Origin of the sequence: Actinomadura soli (assembly GCF_005889715.1) — a bacterium.
Classification (GTDB): Bacteria; Actinomycetota; Actinomycetes; order Streptosporangiales; family Streptosporangiaceae; genus Spirillospora; species Spirillospora soli.
The window spans coordinates 1-12,484 of sequence record NZ_VCKW01000245.1 but is presented as its reverse complement, the minus strand read 5'-3'; the positions used below and the strand labels follow the sequence as shown (position 1 = coordinate 12,484).

Here is a 12,484-nt window from a genome sequence, read left to right as displayed (position 1 = left end):
GTCCCCCACCAACCAACGCCGCAGCCCCGCTCCTCCACACGCCAACGCAGCCGCGGCCGCCATCGGGCCAGGTGAACCTAGTCGATCAAGGTTCGAGGAGCGGTGTCCGTCCAGCCTCGCGTCGCCCTCTGATTACGCAAGGTCACCAATCGGTAGGATGGAGCTTCCCGAACGTGACGTGGTGGACGGCCAACACTGGAATCGGTCAGAGCCGGAACCACAGTCGTTCGCCCTGCTCGTCGATGGTGAGACTGAAGCGGTCCTCGCCAGGTGCGCCGTTGTCCACCCACCAGTCGAACGCGGCCTCGGCCTCGTCCCACAACTTCCGCTCGCCGAACTGGGTCGACAGCCAGCGCCATCCCCCCGGACTGCGTGATCGCACGCGGGTCCAGTCGTGTCCGGGTCGTCGTGGCCTCGGCCGCATGATGGGGGTTCCACTGACCATTGCTGCGCTGCGCGCGCAGCATCACGTATCCGGCCGGGCCGTGCACCCGACCCACCGCCCGCGATCCGGCGACCGTCAACCGCAGCTTCCAACCACCGCCCGCGGCGGGCTGCCAGGGCGCGACGGTCACCCCTCCGGGTCGGGTCTGCTCGACCCACGCGTACGGCACCCGCGCGACGGCGCACGTGGAGTGGACACGGTCGTAGGGCGCGCCCTCCGCCCATCCCGCCGCGCCGTCTCCGGTGATCAGATGTGGCGGGCTGCTGGTCGCCTTGAGGTTGGCGGCGGCCTGCTCGGCGACGCCGGGGTCGATCTCGACGGTGGTCACGTCAGCGCCCATGCGGGTCAGCAGCGCAGCCGTCCATCCCGTGCCGGTCCCTATCTCCAAGACGCGGTCCCGAGGCCGTACGGTCAGCAGTTCCAAGAACTCTGCGACGACCCCCGGTGCGGATAGGGAGCTGGTCGGGGATCCGTGCGCCGAGTCGGCCGCCACGGCGCCATCCTCGCGCTGGGTGATGATCGACCCGTCGCTGTAGACCGCTCTCCACCACGCGGCGGGGTCTGCCTGGCGATTGACGGCCCGGCCGGGCCCGGCGCCGCGGTCGGGGATGAGCCACCCGGCGTCTGGGGCGAGCCAGTGGCGAGGGGTGGTAAGCATGGCGTCCGCGACGCCGGCCTCGAACAGGCCCGCGGCGCGCAACTCCTCGATCATCGCCCGGTTGCGCTCATCCGCCGCCGTGCTGTCGTCCGTGCTCATTGCGGACTCCTGGTCAGCTCATCGGCGATGGCTGCGGCGATCGGCGAGCCGATCTCCTCAGAAATCCAGCCCCGCTCGCCGACTTGGTTCGTCTCCAGCAGCACGTCGCGGCCCTCGGTATCTCGGATGAGGTCAACGGCGCCGACGACGAGGCCGAGCCGCCGGTGGAGTTCCACGAGCTTGTGGCGTGTGTCCTCGGGAAGGTCGAACTCAGCGTAGGAGAGTGCGTCGTAATCGGACCGCCAGTCCATGCGCCCGTCGCGGCGGCGGCGTGCGAGTACAAGCCCGCCCAACTCGCCGAGGCCACCAGGGTGGGCTTGGCTGTGCCTCGGACACTGATCACCTCCGATCCGCATGCCGCCTACGATTGGGCGAAGGCGCTGGATCGTCCGATCGTGTACAAACCGCTCGGCGGGATCTGGCACGGCGACGAGGGTCAGGTCCGCGTCCCGTACACCACGCCCGTCACCGATCTGGAGTCGCTGCTGGACCCGGCGATCTCCCGCACCGCCCACCTCTTCCAGGAGCAGGTACCCAAAGCGTTCGAGGCGCGCGCAGTGGTGGTTGGCGAGCAGGTGTTCGCCATGCGGATCGAGGCCGGCAGTGATCGGGGGTGGGTTCACCCACCGCGCACCGAGCGCCTGCACTACCCCGCCAAACCCGCGCCGGGCCTCCCGAAACGCGAACGCCCGCTCCGGCGGCGACATTCGCTCGTCGAGGACGAACTGCTCAGGATGCCGGTAGTACACGGCGCCGACGTCGGCCAGGTGACCACCGCATGGCCGCCGGTCGCGGTGATAGAGCCGCGCCAGCGGTCGCCGGGGTCGATCGTGGCATTCAGCGCAAGTTCGCTGGGGAACTGCGCGGCGTCCACTCGGATGGCGGGGAACGCCGCGAACCGCGATCTCGGCCGCGACCCTGTCGGCGGTCGCATCGCCGGGTTCTTCGTCGCAGCACACCACTCATCCCAAGGATGAATGGACCACCGCGGCTCGCCAGCGCCGCGCCCCAAAAGGTGGCCGCGGATTCGGCCCTGTTGCACCATCCCGAGGAGGGGCATCACCCGTGGTGAACTGCATGCACGTCGCTATTACTGAAAGCCTTGAGGGGCGTGCCAGATGGCGTCTTCACCGGTCATCAGCGTCCGCATTCTCTTGTCCAGTTCGGCTTTTGCCGCCACAGAGCGGCTGGCAGCACGGACGTAGGCAGCCAGGGCACGAATCTCCCGGGCTCGGTACAGGAGTTGCATTCCAGGGTGGTGTTCCAGGTCGGGGTCGATGCCGTAGGCCGAGCACATCTCCAACCAGGTTGATCTGGGGCTGCCAAGGCGGACGACGCGGTAGAGGCTGGGGATGAGGTCTTGGGCTCGCGAACCGTGGCTGACCGAGTCCCAGTCGCAGACCACATAGCCGCCACAGGTGGGGATCAGGTTGCCAGTGTGCGCGTCACCGTGGATCAGGCCGTGGTCCAGCTCTGGGGGCATCGGGGCGGTGGGGTAGGCCGCAGCGATGTCGGCGCAGCGGCGCAGCAGCCAGTCCCGCTGTTGCGTGGTGAGCGCTTCGGGATGCTGATGCAGATCGATTGGCAAGGATCCCAGGGGATCGGTGGCGGGGAGTTCGATCGGCGGGTTCTGAAGGGTGTGCAGACGGCGCAGCAGCCGGGCCAGGTCGGTGGCGTTCGCCGACGTCGCGTCCTCGCCGGGCGGTTCGTACTGCCAGAAGGTGACGGTCCAGCCGTTGACGGTGACCGGCTGCGGGACCGCGTCCAGCGGCTGAACCGTGGGGTAATCCCGTTCGGCCAACCAACGCGTCACCTTCACCGAGGTAGCCATGCGCCGGTCCCATTCGGGGCTGTTGTGCGTCTGGCGGAGCCGCGCAACGGCGTTGGCGTGCGGGAGCCGGTAGACCGCGTTGGCCCGGCCAGCGAGCCGCACCGCATCCCGCGCATCAAGGCCGGCGGCCGCGCACACCTGTTGCAGGAGGATCACGTGTTGGTCGTGCCCGGCGGGAGTCACGCTTCACGGACTCGCTGCGTGCCCAGTTCGCTGCGCATGAAGTCGCGCCAGTCCTTGACCTGTGGTTCGTCGGCGTGGGGGGCGAGTCTGGTGTCGAAGTCCCGAACCCACTCCACGGAACGACGAGAGGTCAGGGCGTTGGCCATGGGAACGGCGTCCTTAGCCGCGGCCAGCGCGTAGTCGAGATCGCCCATGCCCAGCCGGGCGGTCGCCAGGTGCACGGTGTTGAGCTGGATGGCCCGGGGGAACCGGGGGTTCAGCCCATGCACTGCCTGGTCGGCGCACTGGGCGGCGCGCGGATACTCTCCGATCATCTGCCAGCAAAGCCCGGCACATGCAATGAACTCTGGCTGGGTGAAGTAGGAGATCCAGGTCGGTTCGTGGTCGCCGGGTGCGGCCTGAGCGAAGGTGGTCTCGGCGTCACCGATGAGGCGATGGACGCGTGCCTCGCCGTGGACGTCGCGGGTGTCGGCCAGCGTGATAGCGGTCGCCGCTGCTCTTGCCTCCTGCAGCAGGAGGTGCGCCATGACGCGCGGGGGCGCCTGGGCGTCATGCCCCGCTTGGTGAGCCGCTGACGCCAACCGGACGGCCCATTGCGGATGCTTGAGGTCGCATGCTTGCTGGGCAAGGGACGACAGAATTCGCGCGGCGGTCAGGTTGTCCCTGGCCGTCTTGGAGAGCTGGAGCGCATGACCGTAGTGAATCTGCGCCAGGCCATGGGAGCCGGTGTCATACGCCTCCCAGCCAGCCAGCTCGGTCATCAGCGCGGCGGCCGAGGCTAGGTGCTCGCCAACTTCTTCGCTGTAGCGGCCTTCCAGCAATGGAGCGACCTTGGTGTTCAAGTAGTCCACGACGGCGGGGCGTACCAGCCCGCCGCCGAACTGTTCGTCCATCTGACTGAAAGCCTGGGTCGCCTCCCGAATTCGTCGCACATCCTCCATCCCGACCGATGTGCCGGGGCCCACGCGACCCCTCAGTTCGTCAACGGGATCAAGGTTCCATGATAGGAGCCATTCGCTCAGCACCGCGGGCACAAACGGCATCGTGCCCAGAAGGCGGCGTCGCGCAGGATCCACGTCCCACCTCCACAACTCACCGCAGGACTCCACGGTATCCGCCAGTGAGCTGAATCCCGCCTCCTCCGACAGCCAGGGCACCACGGGCTCGGCCTGCTGGCCGTCCGCCCACCGGTCGACCTCAGAGAGGGGGACGCCGAACATCTCCGTGAGCCGGGTGCGTGAGTGCAACCGGATCCCCTGCTTGCCCTGCTCCCAACGTGCCCAGGTCGTCGCCGAGACACCCGCCTCCTCAGCGGCGGCCTCTTGGGTCAGCCCTCGTCGTGAGCGTGCCGCGATCAAACCCGGGCGCTGTCTACGGTCCGGATTGTTCACAGCGGCATCGCCTTTCTGACCTCACAGGACATCCCACAGTGTCCCCCACCTTGACCAGATAGGAATGCCTGCCGCTGAAACGACCAGCAAACGACTAGAACCCGCATGCCTCCAGTGAACGGCCAAGCCAACGACCTTCACAATCACACCGACAGACACGAATCTGCATGGGCGAATAGCGACGAGCCACGCGGGAGAGATCCATATCCCTTTTGTCTGGCTCTGCACCCTCACCCGCCCCCCGGGCCGCCTATCAACTTACGGAAACCGTCATGACCACAGGAACCCCCAACTCCGCCAAGGCCGACCTGAAACGGGACTTCCCGGACTGGAACATCATCTGCTCGACTCAGGGCGGGTGGTGGGCGCAACTCTTCCCAGTGCCCCGCGACCGTTACCCGCGAGAGAACATGTTCAATGCCGCCACGGCCGACGGCCTGCGCGCCAAACTCGCGGCGGACGCGTCATGACCGTCACCGGGCCCGCCTACACCAAACCCAGCCATGCCCTGATGTACAACTACTACCTGGGCGGCAAGTCCTGGTCGGGGGTCGATGCGCAGGCCGCCATAGAGGTCGTGCGATCGTCGCCGGACGTCCCCGCCGTTGCCCGAGAGAACTTCCGGTTCGCCGGGCGCGCCGCCGCATGGGCTGTGAAGCATCACGGGATCCGGCAGGTCCTCGATATCGGCGTCGGGATCGTCCACGACATCCCGGACGACGGGGTGGAGAGGTGCGTCCGCGCCGTCGCCCCCCAAGCCATGGTGCTCGGCTACGACATCGACCCGGTCGTGCTGGCCCACGCGCGGGCCTGGCGCCCCGGCTACGGTGGTGTGCTCCGCGGCGATATTCGAGATCTCGACAGCATCTTCAACCACCGCGACGCGGCCGATCTCATCGACCCGACGGCACCCACAGTTGTGGTCGCCGCCGCGGTCTTCCATTTCGTAAGCAAGCCAGCCGCCGTTATGGCGGAACTGCGGGAACGCCTGGCACCCGGCAGCGTCGTCATCGTGTCGCACGCAACCTCGACTGGCACGGAGCAGAGCCGCGTCGATGGCATGACCGAAAGCTACGACGAGACCAGAAGCCCGATCAGGTTTCGGTCCGAGGCGGAGATCCGGGCGCTGGCGGATGGCTGGGACATCGTGACCCCGCCCGGCCTGGCGCCCGTCGAGAGCTGGTCCGTCGACGGCACTTACCAGCGCGGGCCGTACGAGACGGTCCGCGTCGTCGGCATGGCCGCCCGCGCCGGCGCAGAGAGAGTGGCATGAGCGCTCACGACACGGCCGTTGACTGTTCGGCCGTCACCGGTGATCCGATCGAGCTGGACACGTCCACGCCCGTGATGGCGCGGGTGTGGAATGTGTGGTCGAGCGGCAAGGACGGCGGCCCGGTGGAGCAGCAGTTCGGCGCGCAGGTGGAACAGCGCTACCCGCAGATTGTGGACGTCGCTCGATTCCGGCTGATCTTCCGGGCGCTGGCGGTGCGCGCCATGGTCGAGGAGTACGGCCTGCGCCAACTGCTGGTCATCGGTGTCGACGTTCCACTGCGCGACGAGGTGCATGACATCGCGCAGCGCATCGATCCGCTGACTCGGGTGGTGTATGCCGACACCGACCTGTGGGTGATGACGCACGCGCGTGCGTTGCTGACTTCTAGCGCGCCTGGCGGTTGCGCGCACGTCGATGCGGATCTGCACGACCCTGGCGCGCTCCTGGATCAGGTGGCGGCGACGCTCACCCTGGCTGAGCCGGTCGGGGTACTGCTGATCAACAGCTTGGATGCTGTGGACGACCCAACGGCCGCACACACGCTGGCCGTCTTGCGGACCGCGTTGCCCGGCGGGAGCTGTCTCGCGATCTGTCACCTGGGCGGGAATACCGGCCGGGGGCTCACGGCGCTGGGTGCTTTGCGGGACCGGCCGATCCCCGGCCTGCCGCACGCGCGGACCCTGGACGGGATCCAGGCCCTGTTCACCGACTTGGACCTAGCTGAGCCGGGCCTGGTCACAGCGCCGCATTGGCGGCCGGAACCGTCGCCCTGGGCGCCGCTAGACGGCGTCGATCTGTGGTGTGGTGTCGGCCGTGTCCCGGACCGAGCGGGTGCGCGGTGACGGCGGGCGAGGCGACCGGCGGCTGGCCGGCGATCCGGTGCGTCGCGGTGGACGAGCGCGTGCTGCTGTCTGGCGATGTCCCCTGGACGGCGCATGATCTTGCGGTGCCCCGCGGCTACGAGGGCCTGCTGGCGCTCAACCTTGGGATCGCGGGACGCCTGATGGACGCCGCCCTGGTCGTCGATCCAAAGGTTCTGCCGGTGCTGGTCGGTCTGCGGAACGCGGGGTTGGAGGTGCTGGTCGTCCCGGACGGCGACCGCGCTGACCCGGGACGGGAGGATGTCGCGGTCGCCGCGATTGTCGCCGCCGCGGGGCGTCCCGCCGAGCAGATCTGCTACGTCGGCGTGCACGGGGACGTCGATGTCGGCCCGGTGGTGACGGCGGGAATGCGGGCGGCCCTGGTCGCCCCACTATGGCCGGATCGACCCCGGCCAGCGCCGTTGCTGGGCGAACCTGCCGCACTACGGCGGCGGGTTCCCGACGGTGTCGCGATGATCGGGGACCTGTCGGCGCTGTCGGATCTGCTCGCCGACCGGGGGCTCGCAGTGAACGACCAGCTCATGATCGGCAGCGCGGGGTTCAGCTGGGACCCGCATCTCCCGATCGACCCGGGGTTTGACTGGGCGGCGGCCAAGCGCGATCTATTCCTCCCCCTTGACCCCACAACGCCACGTATGAGCCGTGTCTGGAACGCGCTGGCTGGCGGTAGGGAGAACTACGCCGCTGATCGCAACTTCAGCGATTGGGCGGGGCGGGCGTATCCGCAGCTGGTCACCGCCGGCCGTCACCGGCTGGCGTTCCGGACCCGCGCAGTGCGGGCGCTGGTCAGCGAGCACGGTATCGGCCAGCTGCTGGTCGCCGGTACCGACCTGCCGCTGCGCGAGGAAGTCCACGAGGTCGCCCAGCAGATGGTCCCGACTGTCCGGGTCGTCTACGCCGACACCGACGCCCTGGTCATGATGCACGCCCGAGCGTGGCTGTCCTCCCCATGGGAGGACACCTGCATCAACGCCGACCCGACCGACCCTGCCGAGGCGCTGGCGGCGGCCAAGGGCCTGCTGGATCCGGCTGAGCCGATCGGTGTGCTGCTGATCAACAGTCTCGATCCCCTGCCGTGCGCGGCGGCCGCGCAGGTAATGGAGCGGCTGCGCGCTGCGCTTTCCCGCGGCAGCTACATCGCGGTCTGCCAGCTGACCGGCCGGGCCAGCCAGGGAGTGGCCGCTCTGGGCACGTTGCAGGACCGGCCGATCCCCGGCCTGCCGCATCCCCGTACGCCCCAGGACGTGCAGGACCTGTTCGCCGGGGTGGAGCTCGTCGAGCCCGGCGTGGTGCCCGCATCGCGGTGGCGAGCAGAGCCTTTCTGCTCGCCACCGTCGGAGGCGTTCGGCCAGGAACCTTCCGATCTGTGGTGCGGCGTCGGCCGCGTTCGTGCCCGGGAGGGTGCGCGGTGAGGGCGGAGCAGGTGATGTGGGACCCGCCGGTGCAATGTGTCGGGTTCGCTTACGGAGAAGCCTTGAGGAATTCCGCCGCCACCGGCGAATGCCCGCACCGTCCCCCCGACCAGCACGCGGACCGCCGCCCGGCGCCCGGCACCCGCAGCCACGTGCCCGGCCCGGATGCATCCCAGGGCCCGGCGGTCGAGCGGCTGCTGTCGGCCCCCGCCCACGAGCTCGGGTGGCGCACCGGCCTGTTGTCCCGCGACGTGGCCCGGCTCCGCGTCTGGTTGACCGCCCTGGCCGCGGTGATGCGCCGGTACCGGTGCCCGCTGGCCCGCCGGGCACGCCGCATGCGCGCCAGGAGATGAGCGTGGACACCGAGCCGCCACCACGACCCCGCCGAGGTTGCCGCCGATGATCCGCCGACAGTGTTCGACCACCGGCGATCCCAGCGGCCCGTCCGCGAGGTCATCGACCGCCGCCATAGCCGAGCACCTCCCAGTCCACCAATCGGAGTCCTGTCATGCCGAGATCCCGACGGACGCGCAGAGACATCATCAGCGCGCACTGCCAGAACACCATCACCACCGCCGTCAACGGTGATCATTTCGGCGCGTACGAGGCCTTCGCCGCGATGCAGCACCGCCGCGACTTCCCCGAGACCGGGCCGATCATGGCGGAGGCTCTTCTCAAGATCATCCAGCGTGGTTGCCAAGCGCTGGGTGCCGTCACCGGCGACGGCGTCCCCGACGTCGCCGGTTTCCTGCCCGACGAGCGCAAGAGCGTCGCCCGCGTCCGCGAGGCGGTGCCCGGCATGACGGCACAGAACATGGTGGCGGCCCGCCGGATCCATCGCACCAACGCCCGCGCCGCCCGGGAGATGGTCGAAACCTACGCCACGCAGGGCCGGGACAAGGCCCGCGACCTCTACCAGCAGCGGGCTGCGGTCGAAAACGGAGCCCAGAACCTGCTGATGATGCTGTGGGGCACGGCGATCAACGTGCAACACCAGATGCGAGCGGCCACGCGAGCGGCCAAGGACTGCGGCCTTGACCGCTGACGGGGCTGGCGGCCGTGCCGCGCCAGCCCGAGCGCCGCGCGCCGCCGAAACCGCCGGTTCCGCTCGCTCGGCGAACCCGGCCGCCCGACTGCTCGACCTGGACCCGCGCGTGCTGAGCCCGGTCAGGCAGCCCGGCCATCAGGGACGCGGCCGGTCCCCGTGACCACCCGTGCCGCCAACCCCGTGCCACCGGGCGCAGGGCGGCGGGCACGCCGCCAGCCGTGGCCGACAACACAGTGTCCGTAACTCAGCGAAGAGGAATCGACGAGTCCGATGAATATCGCCTCACCCGCCCAGCCACCCGCCCCGGCCGCCGGTCCGCGCACGCTCATCCCGCGACGGGTGCTGTTCGGCCCCCCTGACCGGATCAACCCCGCATTGTCGCCGGACGGGCGGCTGCTCGGCTTCGCCGCTCCGCTCCAGGGTGTGATGAACGTCTGGATTCAGCCGGTGGACGGCTCGGCTCCGGCCCGCCCCGTCACCCATGACCGGGGACGCGGCATCACCGAATTCACCCTGTGCGCCGGTGGACGGCTGCTGATCAGCCAGGACACAGACGGCGACGAGAACTGGCGCCTTTCTCTGCTCGACCTGCCGGACCAGTTCAATGAGCAGCCCGGTGATCAGGTCGCTGAGCAGGCCCGGCCCCGGCTGGTCACGCCCGAGCACGGTGACCACGGCCCCGTCCAGGCCAAGGTCGTGGCCTACCACCCGCAATGGCACCCCGATCGGATGCTCATCGCGGCCAATATCGGCAACCCGGGGCTGCACGACCTGTACCGGCTGGACCTGACCAATGGCGAGCTACGCCTGGTCGAGTCCAACCCCGGGCACGACGGGGACCCGCCGTTCGTCGAATGGCTGGTCGACACCGATCTGCACGTCCGCGGCGGCATGGCCCCCAACCCCGACGGCAGCTGGACAGTGCACGTCGGTGATGAGCCGGGCGCGCCGTGGCGGCCGCTGCTCCACCTGCCCGTCGACGACGTCACTCCCGACACGCGCATCGCCTTCACCCGCGACGGCAACGCGCTGGTCATGGGCACCTCGGTGCAGGCCAAGGCCCTGAGGCTCGCCTACGTCGATGTCTGCGACGGGGCGATCACCACGATCGACGCCGACCCCGACCACGACGTCGTCCAGGCGTGGCTGGACCCGGCCCGCGTCGAGCCGGTCGCGGCGGTCTACGCCCCCGACCGCAACCGCTACCAGCTCGTCGACCCGGACTTCGCCGCCGATCTCGAAGCCCTGACCGCGCTGGACGAGGGTGACGTGAGCGTGATCGGGTGGGCCCGCGGCGGGCGGCTGCTGCTCGCCGAGACCACCGCCCCGCACGCCCCCGTCCGCTACTACCTCTACGACCGCGACACCAGGCAGGCGCGATTCCTGTTCCATGAGAGCGACGAGCTGACCCAGTACGCGCTCGCGCCGATGGAGCCGTTCGAGCTGGTGGCCAGGGACGGGCTCGATCTGCGCGGCTATCTGACCCGCCCGCCGGGCGCGCCCGACGAGCCGCTGCCGACGGTGCTGGTGGTGCACGGCGGGCCCTGGGCCCGCGACCGGTGGGAGTTCCACGCCGAGGCGCAATGGCTGGCCAACCGCGGGTACGCGGTGATCCAGGTCAACTACCGCGGCTCCTCCGGCTACGGCACGGCCCACATGTCCGCCGGGGACCGCCAGTGGGGCCGGGCCATGCAGAACGACCTCCTCGACACCCTCACCCACTTCGTCAACGAAGGAGTGACCGACGCCGGGCGGGCCGCCATCTACGGCGGCTCTTACGGCGGATACGCCGCGCTGTGCGGCGCGGTGTTCAACGGGGACGTGTTCGGCTGCGCGGTGGCGGCGTGCGCGCCCACCGACCTGACCACCCTGATCACCTCACTGCCGCCCTACGCCCAGCCGCTGCGCGAACAGCTATACGCCCGCGTCGGCCACCCCGACCACGACGCCGACTGGCTCCGCAAGGTCTCCCCCCACGCCAACGCCGACCACATCCGCACCCCGCTGCTGATCGCCAACAGTGTCAACGACGTGCGCGTGACCGCAGCGCAGCGGGTCGACACGCTGATCACCGCGCTGGACAGACACGAAATCCCCTACCGCTACCTGAAGTTCGACGACGAGGGCCACGGGCTCGTCCGACCGCAGAACCGCGAGACCTTCTACGCCGCGGTCGAGGAATTCCTGGCCGAGCACATCGGCGGAGCCTGCAGCCCATCCTGACCAGAACCCGCGCTCCGGCGCCGAACGACGAACGCTGTGCGGCCGGTCATCGCCGGAGTGACCGGCCGCACCGCCCAGACCGTACCGGATACTCTCTGTGAATAAAGTCAAACACATGGTAAAGGCGCTCGCCGCTCCGCCGCCCGGCGCCACAGCACGACCGCCTAAACGACCGCCTGAACGACTGGCCACACGCCCGGGACATTCGCGTTGACCGGGCCAGGGCATCGCAACGACTTCATCGGGGACGGCGGCGACGTCCACGCCGTAGTGCAAGCCGGCGCGGTCCACGGCGGGATGCACATCACCCTGCCCGTACCACGTCCGGCGGCGATGCCCGTCCCGGCTCAGCTGCGCGCAGCGCCCGCCTGCTGGGCCGATCGTACCGACGAGCTGGAGCTGCTGGGCCGATACGCCCAACCAGGCGCCAGTTTCGACAACGGCCAGGCCCCCAGCTCCACCGGCCACCACGACACGCCAACCCTGATAGTGATCACCGGCGCTGGAGGCGTCGGCAAAACCGCGCTGGCGCTGCGGTGGCTGCACCAGCTCCGCCCCCAATACAACGACGGGCAAGTGTTCACCGACCTGCGCGGGTTCTCCGGAACCCGCCCGGCCGACCCCGGCGAAGTCCTCGAACGGTTCCTGCGCGCCCTGGGCATCACACCCGACCAACTCCCCCGCGACGTCCACGAGCAAAGCGCACTGTTCCGATCAGTCACCGCCGCGCGGCGGCTGATCATCCTTCTCGACAACGCCGCATCGGCCGCCCAAGTCCGGCCACTGCTGCCCGGCGCCGGCCGCTGCCTGGTCGTGGTCACCGCCCGCCGGACCCTGCCCGGTCTGCGGGTCGAGGGCGCCCACTACCTGGACCTTCACCCTCTGGATGAGACCGGTGCCCTGCAATTGCTGGACGCCATGGTCGGCGCTGATCGCACCGCCGCCGACGTGGACGCAGCCCGCACCCTGATCGCCCACTGCGGCCGGCTGCCGCTCGCGCTGACCGCCTGCGCGGCGCACCTGGCCACCCACCCCCACAC

Annotated in this window: 13 protein-coding genes; 9 read left to right on the top strand and 4 right to left on the bottom strand. The window is 69.6% G+C overall.

Annotation, left to right across the window (positions count from 1 at the left end):
* Window positions 1–77: 77 nt before the first annotated feature.
* Both ETD83_RS32990 and ETD83_RS32985 read right to left on the bottom strand, forming a co-directional pair.
* Window positions 78–1,202, bottom strand: a complete 1,125-nt coding sequence (locus ETD83_RS32990) for a protein-L-isoaspartate O-methyltransferase family protein (protein ID WP_138649127.1) — start codon at window positions 1,200–1,202, stop codon at window positions 78–80.
* Window positions 1,199–1,453 (bottom strand): hypothetical protein, encoded by a 255-nt coding sequence (locus ETD83_RS32985; RefSeq protein ID WP_138649126.1) that lies wholly within the window; start codon window positions 1,451–1,453, stop codon window positions 1,199–1,201. Before ETD83_RS32985 ends, ETD83_RS32990 begins: the two co-directional genes overlap by 4 nt.
* 144 nt (window positions 1,454–1,597) lie before the next feature.
* On the opposite strand from ETD83_RS32985, the gene ETD83_RS32980 reads away from it, so the two are divergent.
* Window positions 1,598–2,179, top strand: coding sequence for a hypothetical protein (locus ETD83_RS32980; RefSeq protein ID WP_138649125.1), 582 nt, complete (start codon window positions 1,598–1,600; stop codon window positions 2,177–2,179).
* A gap of 113 nt (window positions 2,180–2,292) precedes the next feature.
* Here ETD83_RS32980 and ETD83_RS32975 read toward each other — a convergent pair whose 3' ends face one another.
* Window positions 2,293–3,189 carry an aminoglycoside phosphotransferase family protein gene (locus ETD83_RS32975; RefSeq protein ID WP_171064570.1) on the bottom strand — a complete coding sequence of 299 codons (897 nt, stop codon included), beginning with the start codon at window positions 3,187–3,189 and terminating at the stop codon, window positions 2,293–2,295.
* 23 nt (window positions 3,190–3,212) lie between these two features.
* Entirely contained in the window at window positions 3,213–4,607 is a 1,395-nt protein-coding gene (locus tag ETD83_RS32970; protein ID WP_138649123.1) for a helix-turn-helix domain-containing protein, read from the bottom strand.
* Between the two features lie 272 nt (window positions 4,608–4,879).
* Between ETD83_RS32970 and ETD83_RS32965 the strand changes: the two genes are divergently transcribed.
* From ETD83_RS32965 to ETD83_RS32930, 8 genes are all read left to right on the top strand, one after another.
* A complete protein-coding gene (locus ETD83_RS32965) occupies window positions 4,880–5,077 on the top strand; it encodes a hypothetical protein (protein ID WP_138649122.1) in 198 nt (65 codons plus the stop codon).
* Window positions 5,074–5,880 carry an SAM-dependent methyltransferase gene (locus ETD83_RS32960; protein WP_138649121.1) on the top strand — a complete coding sequence of 269 codons (807 nt, stop codon included), beginning with the start codon at window positions 5,074–5,076 and terminating at the stop codon, window positions 5,878–5,880. Before ETD83_RS32965 ends, ETD83_RS32960 begins: the two co-directional genes overlap by 4 nt.
* Window positions 5,877–6,722, top strand: coding sequence for an SAM-dependent methyltransferase (locus ETD83_RS32955; protein ID WP_138649120.1), 846 nt, complete (start codon window positions 5,877–5,879; stop codon window positions 6,720–6,722). Before ETD83_RS32960 ends, ETD83_RS32955 begins: the two co-directional genes overlap by 4 nt.
* On the top strand, window positions 6,719–8,173 hold the full coding sequence (locus tag ETD83_RS32950; RefSeq protein WP_138649119.1) for an SAM-dependent methyltransferase: 1,455 nt from the start codon (window positions 6,719–6,721) through the stop codon (window positions 8,171–8,173). The genes ETD83_RS32955 and ETD83_RS32950 overlap by 4 nt, the downstream gene beginning before the upstream one ends.
* 62 nt (window positions 8,174–8,235) lie before the next feature.
* On the top strand, window positions 8,236–8,526 hold the full coding sequence (locus tag ETD83_RS32945) for a hypothetical protein (protein ID WP_138649118.1): 291 nt from the start codon (window positions 8,236–8,238) through the stop codon (window positions 8,524–8,526).
* Between the two features lie 155 nt (window positions 8,527–8,681).
* Complete coding sequence (locus tag ETD83_RS32940) at window positions 8,682–9,218, top strand: hypothetical protein (RefSeq protein ID WP_138649117.1); 537 nt, start codon at window positions 8,682–8,684, stop codon at window positions 9,216–9,218.
* Window positions 9,219–9,491: 273 nt separating this feature from the next.
* Window positions 9,492–11,444: a S9 family peptidase gene (locus tag ETD83_RS32935; RefSeq protein ID WP_138649116.1), complete on the top strand. Its 1,953-nt coding sequence runs from the start codon at window positions 9,492–9,494 to the stop codon at window positions 11,442–11,444.
* Window positions 11,445–11,654: 210 nt separating this feature from the next.
* The coding region (locus tag ETD83_RS32930; RefSeq protein ID WP_138649115.1) for an ATP-binding protein at window positions 11,655–12,484 on the top strand (830 nt) is incomplete at its 3' end.